Origin of the sequence: Ensifer sp. NM-2 (genome assembly GCF_003024455.1) — a bacterium.
GTDB classification, from domain to species: Bacteria; Pseudomonadota; Alphaproteobacteria; order Rhizobiales; family Rhizobiaceae; genus Ensifer; species Ensifer canadensis.
Genome location: NZ_PVZR01000045.1, coordinates 1 through 16087 on the forward strand (window position 1 = coordinate 1; position 16087 = coordinate 16087).

Here is a 16087-nt window from a genome sequence, read left to right on the forward strand (position 1 = left end):
GGATAAACCGCATAGCGGTTTACCGAGATGGCGCGGGGTGGAGCAGCCCGGTAGCTCGTCAGGCTCATAACCTGAAGGCCGCAGGTTCAAATCCTGCCCCCGCAACCAAATCAAAAAAAAAGCCCGCGAGACCGAAAGGTCCGCGGGCTTTTTGTTTGTCTCGTAACGGCGCGACGGAATGACCGGTTCGCGGCCTTGATCAAGGATGAGGTCATGCAGGCTGTCTGCATCGCAAGCACAACATGCCTACGATCGCATCGCCTACGAGGGCGTCGACTTCAGGATCGGGCTCGGTGTCGCATAGTCCAAGGATGATCCGACAGCAGCGAGAGACCACATAATTGATATCGCAAGGTCGCTGGTCAGGGCGGGGAGGTGAGGGGAATGATCCGATCGATCTCGTCCCTAGGATGCTGGCGCAGATTGCCCTGTCGTTGGTGGCGAGACAAGCGAAGAGAGGCAAGAGGATCGCACGACCGACAGGGTCCACGATCGCAAAGTGCCCCGAAGCAAGCGAATCGGGCGCAATTATGCATCGGTTCGCGGCGACTTGCTGCGTCTGATGCCGCGCGTACTGTGCTGTTCGTGCGCTGGTGGGGACAGTGTGCTCGCGCGGCACTGTGGTTCGTCTAGGAAGCGTGTTCACCAATTGACCATGTCCACTGACCATCGACACCGTACTCGAGGACGGCTTGATATGATGCACGATCACCTTCGGCTCTTCCGAAGTGGATGCAGGTGATCGAACGCTCGGACAGCAGATGCATTATCTTTTCGAGCAAAGCAGGCCCCAATGTCATCTCAGCTTGATCCAGGACGACGAAGCGCGGCGCTGAGAGAAGAATATTCGCAAGGCCTAAAAGCTGCTGTTCTCTCAGGGACAGTTCCTTTTCCCAATCGCGCTCGGCATCTAGCCCGCCCACTTGGTTCGCGACCCGTTCGAGCCCAAGGTCATGCAACGTGCTGAGTAAGAGGTGATCCGAGATTTCGCCTTCTTTTTCAGGGGTGATCAATACGTCAACGAAGGGGACCGGATGGCAGGTATGGCCGTTGCGATAGAAAGAGGGTGCCAGCGGGGCGAACGATGCGCCCGGTACCCGGGGTCGGAATCTGAGCCATCGCCCTGAACAACGCCGCACCTGGTTCGTGGCTGGAGCCAGTTATCAATACCCGGATCCCGACCGGAATCGATACCGACAAGTCCCTCAGAAGAGGGGACTCTGCGTCCGTCGTTGAGGCTAAAGTCAGCCCTTCGCACATCAGGGGCCCGTCCCGTTCAAAGAACTCGATTCCCGATTCTATTTCATGGGACCTTGAGATCTCCTCATGCAGAGAGCTCAGACGAGAGACCACGGCCGCAACATCGCCACCACCTCATCAGCCTGAAGCATATCCCCGCCCTGCATCGTTCGCGACAATGCAGGATGCGATGAAATCTCGATCGTCATCCATCTCTCCTCGTTGTGACACGAGGGGTCAGTTCTTCAATTCGTTAGGGGGGGTCAATTTCTCATTTCGCCTGACACACCGAACTCAATGTCTCCTCTTATGAATGCCGGCGCGATGATTAAGTCCGGCACGATTTGAATCATCCAGTTGTAGCCGCCGGTAAAGAATCCCAGGTTGCGGTTGACGGCAGTAATGCGGCGTATGTTTGCGATCAGATCGTCAAGCCTATGCAGCACCCTTACTTTCTGTCGCTTCTCACCACGCGTTAGCATGATGGACTCAGCGTTTTCGCGAACGTGAATGAGTCCAGACCGGAAGGTGGCCTCCTTATCGAGCCGATCGTAGTTCAGAGAAATTAGGGGCCGCCCCAGGGCGATCGTCATGTACGAGCCGCACGCCGCATAAAGGACAGCCACGCCAAAAAGCAGCGGGCGGATCGTCCACAGCACGCCGGAAAAGGTCACCACGGTGAGCGTGCTGCTGAACAGCATAATGACGAAAGAGAGTGTGGTGACGGTGAACGCGCGCACGTCATCGGCTATTCGCTGGTCCGGATGAGTAAGTCTCCCGGAGACGTCCAGACGATAGCAAGTCTCGTCATCCAGATAGAGATTGACAATGCGGCGGGTAAGGAAATCGCGCCAGAGCAACGCCAGTCGTTCTTCGGCAAATCGGGCAAGGACACCGACGACGGTGAGAACGGCGAAAACAGCGATGTAAAAAATCGCCTGCCGTATGAACTCGGCCATCTGGCGTTCGGCGATGGCAGTCATGAAGTTTCGTCCGACGTAGTTATTCACAACGTTAAGAGCGCTTAGCCCGCATAGCAGCATTATCAGGCCGCCGAACATGAGCTTTGCTTTGAGCCCGACCTCGGAGCCCGCAAAAATCCTTATGGTGCGTTGAAGCTAGCTACGGTTACCTTGAGCGGAATTTGCTGCTGTTCCATATCCGTCCCCTTGCCCGCTCAAACGGGCCGATACCGTCAAGAAGCTCCCGGTTGGCGACCGCAACAGCCAGATAGCGAAAACGTCCGGCGCCAACCCGGATGATCGATGGTCATGCATTCTCTGCCTTCACGCACTCGACCTCGATGTCGTTGCACAAGCCTTGCGGACCCATTTTTCCCGTGGATCTTCAACCCACCTTCGATGACCGCCTGACACGGCATCGCTTGAGCAACGTGGCGCCGTCGTCTTGCGATGTGCCGTCAGCCCGCTTTTTTTCACCGAGGCAATAGGGCCGTCGTCATGGGTTTGGGCGCTGTCTTCGCCGAGCAGATCCAGCGGCAGCACCATCCGGATCAGCCAGCGTGTTTCGCGGTGTACAGTAGTCGCAGCGGCGCATAGCGGACGCGATATGCTGCACTCGGCGGCGAATGCCAGCCACGTCGAGGCGAGCTGCAAGTTTCAACGCGCCGACAGCGGGGCGAAGGGCGGGCCACACTTGCGCTCGGCTGTCAGAAATGCCTCGCCGAAAGCAACGGGGCGCCAACATTCTATAACCATCCTCCCGAGAAACCTGCTTTACGCAGACCCCTGACAATGGGTTGACACTGTCGCATGATATTCCAGATCAGGCCGGTCCTGAAATTTTCGATCATGAGCACGACAGGACCCTGATCGATGCCGAAGTGAAATGGACTGACCCACGGCTCGGTCGGCTTTCCCTCGATAGGAAACGACGAATTGAAGGACGGTTTAAATCCATAGAGACGGGTCATCCCTAGTTCCATTTGCGCGAAATGTCTCACGGTAGGAACGACGATCTCGGGTGCAAATGGTAGCGAAGCCACCACTACCCAAGGACATACCGTCCCGTCGTCCGGCCCAAAGGGGGCGCCGCGCGCTATGTAGTCGTAAAATTCACGCTCAATCCCATTCACACTTTTTGTCACCCAACCTGGACCGTCGCTCGCCGTAAAACCCCAACAATGCTCTCCGTAGCCTGCATAGTTCTTCGGGTTGCGCATCGCGTATTCCTGATGGACAAAGGTGGCGCTGCGGCTGTTTAGAAAGTAGTCGCTGTTATGATCCCGCATGAAATCGTCGCGAATGCCCCGAAAATCGATCCACATGTGTGACAGCTGATGAGTGAAAAGTGGGCCTGAATAGAGTAGCTCTCGGCCGTAGATGTTTCGCCATTCATAACTCTCGGTGTAGGCGGCATAAGATTCCGAAGGTAACGGGTATGTGGGCGAGCCAAGTCCGAGGATGTAGAGCAGGAGGCCCTCGTCGTATCCGCGCCAACGATAAGGGATAAAACCGCTCTCTGGCCTCCAACCGTGCGTGAGCGTGAGCCCGTGATCGCAAGCCCAACCCCAGTCGGCTCGCTCGTAAAGCGCTTTAGCCAGGCGGCGAACTTCAACCTCGTCTGCGTCGGCGCCGTCAAAGTAGGCTCCCACAGTGAGTGCCCCGGCGAAAAGAAACGCCGAGTCGATCGTGGAGAGTTCACATTGCCACACCCGACGGCCGCTCTCGATGTCGAGAAAGTGGTAGAAGAAGCCCTTGTAACCCGAGGCGTCCGGCTCCTGGCCCTGCGGGCACGACAACAGGAATTCTAACCGACGTCGGGCGATCTTTGCAGCGAACTGGCGGATGATGATCCCGCGTTCCACCACGACTGGAATTGTCGCGAGCGCCATGCCAACCGCAGCTATGCTTGCTGGGGCGTCGGGCGCTGTCTTGTCTCGCACCAACCCGTTGTCCGGGTTAGTGCAATGCAGGTAGTAAAGGAGCGTCGTAAACTGCAGCCGACCGAGATCCTGCTCGCTCGGCATTCGGTGAAGTTCCGGATCGGTCGACAGCAGCTCGGACATATCGTTATCCAAGGGCGACTTGGACGTCGTGGACACGACCGTCGTCGACAAACGGCACCTTTCCGCCAGTGAACTGCCTGCCGTCCATCACCAGCGCGCGTACACCTCGGCCTGTGCCCGCTGCGTTATCCACCTTGAGGCGATACGTGGCCGATCCGAGCCTGAAATCAAGTTCGTAACCGGGCCAGCTCTTGGGGATGCACGGATCGATCGACAGATGCTGCCCCTCGCGTCGAATGCCCAAAAGAGCTTCGAGCCCGACACGATAGAGCCAAGCGGCGGATCCTGTGTACCAGGTCCAGCCACCGCGTCCGGTATGCGGGGCTGCGCCGTAGACATCTGCGCTGACGACATAGGGTTCGACCATGTAGCGTTGGACGTCTTCTTCCGACAGGCCATGAGTAATCGGGTTGATCAAGTTCCAAAGCCAAAAGGCGCGGTCGCCGTCGCCGCGCAATGCGGTCGCGAGCACCACCCATGCTGCGGCATGCGTATACTGGCCTCCATTTTCGCGTATTCCGGGGACGTAACCTTTTATATAACCTGGCTGCAGCTTTCCCTTGTCGAATGGCGGATCAAACAATTGGATGAGCTTGTCGTCCGCGCGAACGAGCCGATCCCAGACCGCCGACATTGCCTTTGAAGCGCGCTCTTCGTTGGCAACGCCTGAGATGACCGCCCATGCCTGCGGAATGGCATCGATCTGACACTCGTCGTTCCGGGAGGAGCCAAGTGGAGTACCGTCATCGAAATAGGCGCGTCGATACCATGCTCCGTCCCATGCATTGGCCTCCAGGGCCATTCGCAACTGTTCGGCGCTTTCCCTGCACCATGACGCGTTTATGTCGTCACCGCGTTCATCTGCAATTTCGGAGAAGGCGTTCAGCACCGTCAGGAAGAACCATCCGTTCCAGACACTCTCACCCTTGCCGTCAGAGCCGACCCGATTCATTCCGTCGTTCCAGTCGCCAGTCCCCATGAGCGGTAACCCGTGGCGACCGAGACGGAACCCATGGTGTAATGCGCGAAGACAATGATCATAGACGGTGCCCACCTTCTCGCTGACGCCGGGCTCGCCGTATGCTTCGTGTTCATCATCGTTGAGCACCGGCGATGTGATGTACGGTACCACCTCGTCCAACACACTGGCATCGCCCGTCGTCGAAACGTAGTGATGAGCCACGAGCGGGAGGAAGTAGAGATCGTCGGTCATCCGGGTGCGCACGCCCACACCCGATGGAGGATGCCACCAATGCTGGACGTCTCCCTCCCAGAACTGACGAGAGGACGCACGCAAAATCTGCAAACGTGTTTCGCTCGGAGCGGCGTATACCAGAGCCATCACGTCTTGGAGTTGATCACGAAAGCCGTAGGCGCCTCCGGACTGATAGAATGCCGAGCGTGCCCAAACACGACAGGAAAGAACCTGATACAGCAGCCAGTGGTTCATCATTAGATCGAAACGGTTATCAGGCGTCCTGACTGCTATCGTTTCAAGAATGTCGGCCCACTTACGCGATGCGATATCCAGATCATCTTGCGCCCGTCTCGGTCGACAATAATCCCCCATGAGAGCTCGAACCTGATCGAGACTGTCGCCCTGTCCAAGAACAAAGACGACCTGCGAACTTTCATTCGGCGCGATCAAGACTTCCACCGTCAATGCGGCGCACGGATCACAGGGCGAATGGAGATCGTCTTCCTGAGTTTGGTCCGCCAGCCATGCTGGTCGGGTTATCGAGCCGAGCGCGCCAAGGAACTGCGAGCGACTGCAGGTAGCCGAACGCATTGGTCTGTTCGCACCTGCAAATGCAAGTTTGTCGGAAAACCACCCCTCCCACGCATTTCTCGCGATAATTGCCCCGGAACGAGGATCGTGTTCGCACAGGACGTGCGTGATTGCGTCTTCACGCAGCGAGCCAAGCACCCATTCCACGTAGTATGTCGCCGTCAGTCGGCGTGGTCGATCGCCGCCGTTTCGAAGTTCAAGCCGAATGATCTTGACGGGATCCTTGGAGGAGACATGCACCGTCAATTCCTGATGCAGGGACCCAATGTCGCTCTCATAGCAGCTGTACCCTGGTCCATGCCGGACCGTAGCGGTTTCCCCGGCACCCAATGGCAATGGCGTCGGCGTCCAATACTCAGCGCTGTCCTCGTCACGCAAATAGATGACTTCGCCCGGCGGGTCTGAAATCGGATCGTTTGACCACGGCGTCAGGCGATTTAGCTGGCTGTTTCCTGCCCAGGTGTAGCCAAGGCCGCTCTCGCTGGTCAGGCAGCCGAATTCCGGGTTGGCGATCACATTGCACCACGGCATCGGCGTCTGTTTTTTCGCGCCATTCACGTGGATGACGTATTCGCGTCCGTCAGCGCTGAAGCCACCGAAACCATTCCAATGCTGCAGGTTCGTGTCCGCCTCGGTGAACCGCTGGATCGATGCGCGGCGGATTATGGGTGATGCTTCGTGCGATATCGCTATTCGCCGACCGCTCTTGAGTTGGTCGCCCAGAGAGCCATTGCCGCTCGAAAGACTGACACGTGCCGCGGCGGCGAGGGTGGTTGTTTCCATTTCTGAAAGTGTGGCCGCAGGCACGAGATGTATTCCACCTGGCTTTCCAAGGAACTCTGCCTGTGGTCCGGCGAGAGCCGCCGCCAGTTCTAGACACGCTTGCGCATCACGACCATCGACAAGAACAAGATTGAACCGGAGCCCTCGACGCGAAATGAATCTGTGCGCGCGCAGCACTTCGTCCAACAACGCGCCATCGCTGTTTTCCTCAAGCGTTACGACGACGATCGGCGGATCGCTATGAATTCCCCTGGACGTCAGCGCGGTTCTGCTCATCGGCTTCGCCAGAACGGCGCCCGACGGACGGGCAGACGGGTTGGCAAACACGATGTTGTTTATCAGACTGTAAGCGACATCTATCTCACCTTCGGTCACGTCCGGATCAACAGACGTTTGATCGAGGGCCACCCCGACTTGCAAAAATGCGTTTTCGGCTTCGCTGATACTCGAGTATCGCTCGGCGATTGCCATCGCCGTAGCGGCGCTATCGGCAGCACCGGTTGTGAATGCGACGCGTACGGTGCTGCCCGGTGGGACACGGACACGCCGTCTCAAACAGAAGATCGGATCCAGCACGGGTCCCGTCGTTCCTGAGAGTTGCGCTGCCTCGTCAGACAAAGCCAACGGGTTTGCCGTCGTGCGGCCTCTCCCCAAAAATCTTCGCCGATCTGTCTCGAATTCAAGAGGGCCGAGTGCTGTCGTACTCAGGGCGGAAACGTGGACTGCCCAGAGCGGCGCGTCTTCGGGACTACGCGGGCGACGGCGCGCAAATAATGCGCCGGTTTTGGCATCGAACCGGGTCTCAATGAAGAGCTTGGCAAATGCGGGGTGGGCCGAATCCGCGCGACGATTGTTCAGGCAGATTTCCGCGTAGCTGGTCAGTTCCAGGTCTCTGGGCTTGGTACCCTGATTAGTAACATCGAACAGTCTCACCTCCGCGTTGCTGTCGGGCGCCACGCAGACTGACCATGCAACGACGATGTCTCCGGCGCAGCATCGGAACTCAGCGCGATCGCCTCGAAAAGAGTGTTCGTAGGTATTCTCCAGGCGAAAAGCCGGTTGTTTGCCTGCGGAGAAGTAGCTCTTGTCCGTGAGATCGCGAACATAACAGAACTGTCCCCAACAATCGCGCGTCCCGTCCTCTCTCCAACGAGTGACGTCAATGTCCCGCCAGGATCCATAACCCGCACCCGCGGATGTCAGCAGGACGCTGTACGCGCCGTTGGAAAGCAACGCCACGGCACGGCCATCGATCGGAGTGCCGATAGCTGCCGATGAACTCTTTCCAGTGATCGAACCCATGCCGCTATTCTCGTTTCAAGATGCGTCGGGTATTGCAGTGTTCTATCGTGGTGCGGCAAAACTCTGCCGGAACTTCCGGTCATTTCGCCGGCCCATCATAGATTGTCTCCCTCAGTCGAGGTTTTCCGGGTCACGTCAGGTTGTGGCTGCGTGCCCCATTTCCATCCGACGATCGAGGGCATGTCGTCGCCATGCTCCTGAATGTACTCACGGTGCTCAATGAGCTTCGCCTGAATGGCCTGTTTAAAGTACGCGGCGCGTGCACCCAACTGAGGAAGTCTGTCGATGACATCGCCGACGAGGTGAAAGCGATCGAGCTCGTTGAGGACAACCATATCGAACGGGGTTGTCGTCGTTCCTTCCTCCTTGTATCCGCGCACATGCAGGTTTCCATGGTTGGCCCTCCTGTAGGTGAGCCGGTGGATCAGCCATGGATAGCCGTGGAAGGCGAAGATGATCGGCTTGTCTCTGGTAAAGAGCGCGTCGAAGTCCCCGTCTGACAAGCCGTGCGGGTGTTCTTCGGGAGGCTGAAGCTTCATCAAGTTCACGACGTTGACGACACGTATCTTCAACTCGGGCAGGTGCTCGCGCATCAATTGGACTGCCGCCAGCGTCTCGAGGGTAGGAACGTCACCGCAGCAGGCCATTACGACATCGGGCTCGCTTCCCCTGTCATTGCTGGCCCAGTCCCAGATGCTCACGCCCATGCTGCAATGCCTGACCGCCTCGGGCATCGTAAGCCATTGCGGTGAAGGCTGCTTTCCAGCAATCACGACGTTGACGTAGTTGCGGCTTCGCAGGCAGTGATCTGTCACCGACAGAAGCGTGTTGGCGTCCGGCGGAAGGTAGACCCGGATCACGTCGGCCTTCTTGTTCACGACGTGGTCGATGAAACCCGGATCCTGATGGCTGAAGCCGTTGTGGTCCTGTCGCCAGACATGAGAACTCAAAAAGTAGTTCAATGAAGCGATTGGCCTGCGCCAAGGGATCTCGTTGCAGATTTTAAGCCACTTGGCATGCTGGTTGAACATCGAGTCTATTATATGGATGAAGGCTTCATAGCAGGAGAAGAAGCCATGGCGGCCGGTGAGAAGGTAGCCTTCCAGCCACCCTTGGCACTGATGTTCGCTCAGGACCTCCATGACGCGACCGTCTGGCGACAAATGATCGTCGTCCTCATAAATCTCGGCCATGTAGCAGCGATCGGTCACCTCAAGCACGTCCTGCCATCGGTTCGAATTGTTTTCGTCCGGGCTGAACAGGCGGAAGTTCTGGCTGTCCATGTTGGCCTTCATGACGTCGCGGAGGAATTTGCCCATCACCCGCGCTGATTCAACGGTCGTCGCACCGGGGCTTGGAACATCCACGGCATAATCCCTGAAGGCAGGCAGCTTCAGGCTGCGAAGCCGCAGGCCGCCATTGGCATGCGGATTGTCACTCATTCGACGGTTGCCCGCCGGAGCCAACGCAGCGATTTCGGGCAGTAACCTGCCCGTTTCATCGAACAGATCCTCAGGATGGTAGTTCTTCATCCACTGTTCGAGAATGCGGATATGTTCTGGCTTATCCATCTCGCCCATCGGCACTTGGTGTGCCCGCCAGTAATCCTCGCATTTCTTGCCATCGATTTCTTTCGGACACGTCCATCCCTTCGGCGTGCGAAAGACGATCATTGGCCAGGCCGGGCGCTTTAGATTGCCGTTGGTGCGCGCATCAGCCCAGATGTGCTTGATCCTGGCCACGATGGTGTCGAGCGTGCCGGCCAGTTGTTGGTGGACGTTCTCCGGGCTATGGCCCTCAACGAAATAGGGTTCATAGCCCATTCCTTCGAAGAATTTTCGCAGTTCATCCTCGGGAATGCGAGCTAGAAAGCATGGGTTGGCGATCTTGTACCCGTTGAGGTGAAGGATCGGCAGGACGCAGCCATCGCGCGCCGGGTTGAGAAATTTGTTGCTCTGCCACCCCGTCGCCAACGGGCCGGTCTCCGCCTCGCCGTCGCCCACGACACAGGCAACGATCAGCTCCGGATTGTCGAATGCCGCCCCGTAAGCATGGCTAAGAGCGTACCCCAGTTCGCCGCCCTCGTGGATACTGCCCGGAGTTTCAGGTGCGACGTGACTTGGAATGCCACCGGGAAAGCTGAACTGCTTGAAGAGCCGTTGCATACCCTCCCTGTCCTGGCTAATATTCGGATAGAATTCGCTGTAGGTCCCTTCCAGATAGGCGTGCGCGACCAGGGACGGCCCCCCGTGGCCAGGGCCGATCACGTAGATCATGTCGAGATTATCGCGTTTGATCACCCGGTTCAGGTGGACGTAGAGCATGTTCAGGCCGGGAGAAGTTCCCCAGTGCCCGAGCAGGCGTGGTTTGATGTGCTCGCGTTTTAGCGGTTCTCGCAGGAGCGGATTGTCGAGCAAGTATATCTGGCCTACCGACAGGTAATTGGATGCCCGCCAGTAAGCGTCGATTAGTCGAAGATCTTCCGTTGAAAGAGGTGGGTTCGTTGGTTGATTTTTTCCGGTCATTTCCGTCTCATGCGAAGCCATCGAAGTCTCCCTATGAAGTCGGATTTATTGTCGCGAAGTCGTTTTTATGCAGACAGAGCCTGCTTCAAGCCCGATTGGAAACAGGCAGTGCCTCGGTCCGGCGAAAACGCCAAATGCATTTCGCCTGACGCATACGCAACGACGACGGCGCTGTCGTCAAAAGTCGGTGCGGACCGACGATCTCAGAAACCTCACCTTGTCGGTTTAGGTGAAATGATCGACGACCCCCTGGACGCCCTGAACGCTCTCGGCAACGATACGGGCAGCGCGCCTGCATTCGGGTATCGCAACGGCGCCAGACAGATGCACGATCCCGTTGGTTACTGCGATCTTGATGTCGAACGCTTCGAGGCCAGTGTTTTCCCGGAGCCGAACCATGACACTGCGCTGAATGGCTTCATCGCCTGAAGGTGTCCCATCCAGTTTGGCTGTGGCGATCGCCTGCAGCAAATCGGCTCGGCTGACAATTCCGACAAGTTCGCCATGTCTGATGACGGGTATGCGCTTGACGCCGTGCTTTTGCATCAGCCTTGCGGCCTGCAGAAGTGACGCATCTTCGTCGATTGTCACTGGAGCAGGCGTCATTGCCTCCGCAACTCTCCAGGAGCTGCGCCTCACATACGCATTGGCTCTGTCTTCGGCGGGCGCTGCCAAATCCTCAGCGGAGGCAAACATTGCTCCACCCAGTTCCGTTCTGCGTATCAGGTCACCTTCGCTGATGATGCCGAGGAGATGCCCATCCCCGTCAATGACCGGAATGCCGCTTATATGATGGCTCAACATGGTCATGGCAGCCTGTCTGACACTGTTGTCAGGCGACACGCTTACGATCGTCGATGTCATGACATCTTTGACGAGCATTTCGGTCCCAACTCTAAGTGACTGGCGCGCATCCGCGTCTATTGCGGCGACAAAGTAAACCCATTGCAGAAACGAGACAAGCCGCTCGACACGGCTTCCCGTTGGACGTGCGTTTGCGTTTGAAACGTCTGAGGCCTCTTCCGGCTGCGCGGCCGGCGTCTGCCTCTGCAACCATCCGAGCATGCCTATCATCGCCCAGATGCGTTTCAAACCTACGCACGTTGCGACGACGATCCCAAACCCTGTCAGACAGTGCCATTTTCAAGGATGTTCGTTGCCTTGTGGGAAAGTTCGAGCCGGGGGTGTCGTTATGGTTGCTCGCGCAAGCAACCATTGCAATCACTGCAAGTAGAATCTTCACGCTGCGACTGCATGCGGATTCCACGATGCGGGAGAGCTTGTTGCTTGGCTGAACACGAGCACGCCAACGAGGTAAGTAAGTGCAAGGCTATGGAAGAAGACGAAGCGGAGGGTCGTCCCCTTCCTGTCCGTACATCTTGGTGGCGGTGGGCGCGACCACGGTGCTCTGGGCGTCGATCATTTTGCCCATCCGAGCTATTGGCGGACGCCGTTGGGCGAGGCGTCGGAGCCCGTCAGCGCGACACCGAGCGAGCTGACGAGCGCCCCCGATGAACGAATAAAGGACCCCGGTCTTGGCAAAGGCCAGCCCGAGTGACGCGTCGGTTCCAGAGTATCGTGTGACAAACCCAAGCGCCAGCAGGTTCTGTTGTAAACTTCTTGGCTACGGATGAGAACCCAATCAAAGCAGCGCGCTGAAGCGAAGGTCAGCGGTTCGAAACCCTTCAAGAGCAGAGTTTCTATGGTCGGCCCTTGCGGACGTGGTCAAGGGATGCTCCGCAACATGCGTTGAAAGTCTGGCATCCGCATTTCGACGCTGCCATGAATGAGCTTTATCAAGGGAGGTATCATAATGCAGAAGAACGCGCCGGATTTCAGCCTTGACGGCAAAGTGACGTTCGTGACGGGAGCGAGCCGTGGCATCGGTCGTGCTTGCGCAATTGCCTGTGCCGCAGCAGGGTCCGATATCGTGCTGGGCGTCCGCGACATCGCGGCGTCGGCTGGCCTGGTTGGCGAACTCGAGAGCGCCGGAGGCAAAGTCCTCCCGGTTGAGCTAGACATTCCCAATAAGGCGCATATCGCACAAGCAGTGGATGCGGCCCTTACAACGTTCGGTCGGATCGACGTCCTCATCAACAATGTCGGAGTGGCTCCGGGCAATCTCGCGGAACTCGTTGAGGAAAAGGACCTTGACCAGATACTCGATGTCAACATCAAGGGCACCTTTCTGATGACGCAGGCAATAGGTCGGCACATGATCGAGCGTAAAGAGGGCCGGATCATCAACATCAGCTCGCAGGCCGGTACAGTGGCACTGCGCGGCGAGGCGATCTATTGCATGAGCAAGGCGGCGATTAATCACCTGACGCGCTGCCTTGCAGCCGAGTGGGCGCGCTACAACGTAACGGTAAATACCGTATCGCCGACCTTCATCCACACCGATGGCACCGCACCTTTTCTATCCGATCCCGACAATCGCCAAGCGACGCTCGGTCACATTCCACTCGGCCGGATCGGTGAAACCGACGATGTAGTGGGTGCCGTGGTCTTCCTTGCGTCACCAGCTGCGAGCCTAATCACCGGCGCGAACCTGCTGGTGGACGGTGGATGGTCCGTCGCCTGAGGTGGGGAGTGGGGCTGTCCTCGACGACGGCCCTCACATTGCAAGCGACTTGCGGGAGGCACACGAACAATCGGGCTCACATGGGACATCGCACCGAAGGACTGCCTGGGGCGTTCAGTAGAAGTGTTGGATGAAACGCGGGTTCCCCAGAAGCGCTGTTGAGGGCGGTCGTTTCGAGCGCCTTCGTGCGGGACGCAAGGAACTGTTTGAGCCGGAGATTGCCCGCCATCACGGCCAGATTTTCAAGCTTATGGGCGACGGGATGCGCGCCAAATTTGGCAGCGTGGTGGACGCCGTGGAATGCGCCGTCTCGCTGCAGCGTGGGCTGGCGGAACGGAATGCCGCCGTCACCGAGGACCAGCGGATCCGGGTCAAGATCGGGAGTGATGTGGAGCTGGCGGCGGCGGACCGGCTGGCGCCAGGATCAGCGGGTGGGGCCCTGGCCTCGGTCGGATCGCTCTCTATGGCGCGCAGTTCATGCGCCGGCTGGTTCTCGTTTTCGACAGGCGCTGCCATGCCCGCGGCTGCTTGATGCGATACAGCATTTCTTCGAGTGTTGGTTCGAGGCTCGTGGGGTTCATGATGCGTTCCGTGCTCGAACCGACAAGAAAGGCGCGGCGGCTCGGACCGCCACGCCACAAAGACGCCGTGTCAGTGGCGCACGTTGAGCCGTTAAGCGGGATGAGTAGCCCTGAACCCTACCTGAAGCCGATTCCAAAGATTGATCGCACCGATGGCAAGAGACAACCAGGACCGCTCTTCTGCCGTAAATGCAGCCTCAATCAGCGCCCAATCATCGTCGGGAGCGCCAGTCTGCGCGAGGTTGGTCAGCGCTTCCGTCCAGGCGAGAGCAGCACGCTCGCGCGGGGAGTAAAGCGTTGCCTCACGCCACCCCGTCAGCAAATAGAGGCGCATGGGCTCTTCCCCGTCTTTGAGGGCTTCTGTGGTGTGCAGATGAATGCAGAACACACACGAATTGATTTGTGATGCGCGCAACTTGACAAGGTGTAGCAGTTTCGGCTCCAGCGGACCGTTTTTGAGAGCGCCCTCAAGCGCGAAGAGGTGTTTGACGCCTGGTTCCGCAAGTTTGAAGTAGTCGTTTTGACGAGGTTGCATGGTCTCTTTCCTTCTCGTTGATCAGTATCGACTGTGAGATGCATCGAATGTGCAGTTGCGAGCTCGCACGTGACGAACTTGGGAAGCAGGCCGTCGTCCCATGGGGGTGATCCGCTTCGCGATATTCGCCGCGATCACTCCACTGGAATAACAGCGGGCGTGTCCTTCTTCTTGAGCAGGACTACGATGAACTTGGCCGGGCTCGTCTTGCTCGCGTTCCGGCTGACCAGGTGAATATCGGAGGGGCCCTCGTAGTAGGTTTCTCCAGGAGCAACGGTGACTTCTTCGCCGCCCTTAACCTGCATGACGATCGAGCCCTCCAGCACGTACACGAATGCGTGGGCTTCGTGTCGGTGGACGGGTGAGGAGCCGCCTGGCTGATACTCTACGGACAGCATCAGTCCCTCTTTTCCCGGATAGTCTTGCAAATCCTTGGACATCAATGGCGTGACCTTTGCGCCGTCTTCAGCCGCGACTGGCAAGATCCCGAAGCCGATAATGGCCGAAACGAGCATGGTGCGTAGGATGGACTTCATTTTGGTCTCCTTGGTGGTTCTGGCGACCGCGGCACAAAAAAAGAGATCGCCTGGGAAAGGCCGCAAGAGATCGGGACGGTATTGCGCTGCAATGCGTAATCAGATCACGCGCAACGGGCGATCGCCCCAGGGCGCTGTTCTCACGATGTTTGCTCTCGACGAAGGGGTAGGTGGTCCTAGACCTTCCGCCAGTTTGCCCTAGCAATCCAACTAGCCGATACGAACCGTACGCAGTTACGGTAGCGAAGGCCACCAATGCTGCCTATGCATATGAACTTGAAGATCAATTTCTTCCGCATTCCTGGGATCTTGTGGCAAATGTCTTGAGACGTTGACCGCGTTTAATTGCGGCCCTGCGCATCGGCCGTCGACGGGCGAGGGAATGCGCTAAAAGCGGACGATTTCGATCGAAGCTGCGATGCCTTCGGCCAACAGATCATGTCGGCTGGCCAGATCCTGATCGTGGCGTTGGCCAGCCGGAGGCAATCTATCAGAGTCCTACCATCGGAGTTTGAGGAATTATGTAGCTAATGCCACCAACGATTGCTTCTTGCCATAAGTTCCGCCGCCTCAGATGGGGGAACCGCCGACGGCTGATGCTGACCCGGAGGAGTTCATGTTAAAAAGGGCATGATATCTACGCCGTCACCTGGAAACACGGTGATGTGCGGGTGGTCTTTGAACAGCCGTGCCGCAGCGTCGATGGTTTCCGCTTCGACGACAAGGTAACCGCAGAAGGGGTTCACGGCGTTGGCGACACCGTCCTTCGTTATACGCGTCGTCTTGCCGACCATGCCACCACGATCAAGGATGGATGCGGCGTTTCTGTTCTCCCACGCGGCCCACTGTTCTATGCCGACGGCGTCGATCGCGTCCTGCTCGGCCTTGGGCAGCCTCCGAAAGGAGGCGAGGTCTTCGGGCTTCATGGTGTAAACGGCAAGAAAACGGGGCATTGGCGCTCTCTCCACGTGCTGGACGGTTTGCCAGATTACACTCTACGCGTCGGAAATCACCCGTGCCGGCCCCATAAATCTTGCGAGGCATAGGACGACCGCTTGTGTGATGGGTTTCGGATGCTGGCGCTCCACGCGTTGGCCTGGCTCGGGCCGGCGTCCGAAAGCCTCCAGTGAAAGAACCCGCGGGATGGAAAGCGCGGTTGCCGGTCTATGGGGATTTGTCGTTTTC

General features: G+C 57.9%; 10 protein-coding genes, 1 tRNA gene and 3 pseudogenes. 4 read left to right on the plus strand and 10 right to left on the minus strand.

Annotation, left to right across the window (positions count from 1 at the left end):
- Positions 1-31: 31 nt before the first annotated feature.
- Together C6558_RS38210 and C6558_RS41305 are read left to right on the plus strand one after the other, a co-directional pair.
- A tRNA-Met gene (locus C6558_RS38210) sits at positions 32-108 on the plus strand.
- 157 nt (positions 109-265) lie between these two features.
- A pseudogene (locus tag C6558_RS41305) lies at positions 266-379 on the plus strand (LysR family transcriptional regulator); the annotation flags it as partial.
- A gap of 250 nt (positions 380-629) precedes the next feature.
- On the opposite strand, the gene C6558_RS38220 reads toward C6558_RS41305, so the two are convergent.
- The 7 genes and pseudogenes from C6558_RS38220 to C6558_RS41890 all read right to left on the minus strand — a co-directional run.
- On the minus strand, positions 630-1013 hold the full coding sequence (locus C6558_RS38220; RefSeq protein ID WP_107028795.1) for a hypothetical protein: 384 nt from the start codon (positions 1011-1013) through the stop codon (positions 630-632).
- Positions 1014-1502: 489 nt separating this feature from the next.
- Complete coding sequence (locus C6558_RS38225) at positions 1503-2300, minus strand: SbmA/BacA-like family transporter (protein WP_371412337.1); 798 nt, start codon at positions 2298-2300, stop codon at positions 1503-1505.
- 647 nt (positions 2301-2947) lie between these two features.
- Complete coding sequence (locus C6558_RS38230) at positions 2948-4267, minus strand: glucoamylase family protein (RefSeq protein ID WP_057225110.1); 1320 nt, start codon at positions 4265-4267, stop codon at positions 2948-2950.
- 4 nt (positions 4268-4271) lie between these two features.
- The gene (locus C6558_RS38235; protein WP_084815660.1) at positions 4272-8141 is read right to left on the minus strand and encodes a GH36-type glycosyl hydrolase domain-containing protein; all 3870 of its coding nucleotides are present in this window, start codon (positions 8139-8141) and stop codon (positions 4272-4274) included.
- 95 nt (positions 8142-8236) lie between these two features.
- Complete coding sequence (locus tag C6558_RS38240; protein ID WP_082571840.1) at positions 8237-10687, minus strand: phosphoketolase; 2451 nt, start codon at positions 10685-10687, stop codon at positions 8237-8239.
- 204 nt (positions 10688-10891) lie between these two features.
- A complete protein-coding gene (locus C6558_RS38245) occupies positions 10892-11548 on the minus strand; it encodes a CBS domain-containing protein (protein WP_057225128.1) in 657 nt (218 codons plus the stop codon).
- Between the two features lie 357 nt (positions 11549-11905).
- Positions 11906-12269, minus strand: a pseudogene (locus C6558_RS41890) (L-lactate permease); the annotation flags it as partial.
- A gap of 210 nt (positions 12270-12479) precedes the next feature.
- Here C6558_RS41890 and C6558_RS38255 point away from each other — a divergent pair.
- Both C6558_RS38255 and C6558_RS38260 read left to right on the plus strand, forming a co-directional pair.
- Positions 12480-13250 carry an SDR family NAD(P)-dependent oxidoreductase gene (locus C6558_RS38255; RefSeq protein ID WP_025428221.1) on the plus strand — a complete coding sequence of 257 codons (771 nt, stop codon included), beginning with the start codon at positions 12480-12482 and terminating at the stop codon, positions 13248-13250.
- A gap of 130 nt (positions 13251-13380) precedes the next feature.
- A pseudogene (locus tag C6558_RS38260) lies at positions 13381-13674 on the plus strand (adenylate/guanylate cyclase domain-containing protein); the annotation flags it as partial.
- A 248-nt stretch (positions 13675-13922) separates the two neighbouring features.
- On the opposite strand, the gene C6558_RS38265 reads toward C6558_RS38260, so the two are convergent.
- From C6558_RS38265 to C6558_RS38275, 3 genes are all read right to left on the minus strand, one after another.
- Positions 13923-14366 carry a carboxymuconolactone decarboxylase family protein gene (locus C6558_RS38265; protein WP_025428223.1) on the minus strand — a complete coding sequence of 148 codons (444 nt, stop codon included), beginning with the start codon at positions 14364-14366 and terminating at the stop codon, positions 13923-13925.
- Between the two features lie 134 nt (positions 14367-14500).
- Positions 14501-14902 carry a cupin domain-containing protein gene (locus C6558_RS38270; protein WP_057225106.1) on the minus strand — a complete coding sequence of 134 codons (402 nt, stop codon included), beginning with the start codon at positions 14900-14902 and terminating at the stop codon, positions 14501-14503.
- Positions 14903-15516: 614 nt separating this feature from the next.
- Entirely contained in the window at positions 15517-15855 is a 339-nt protein-coding gene (locus C6558_RS38275) for a hypothetical protein (RefSeq protein ID WP_025428225.1), read from the minus strand.
- Positions 15856-16087: the final 232 nt, after the last annotated feature.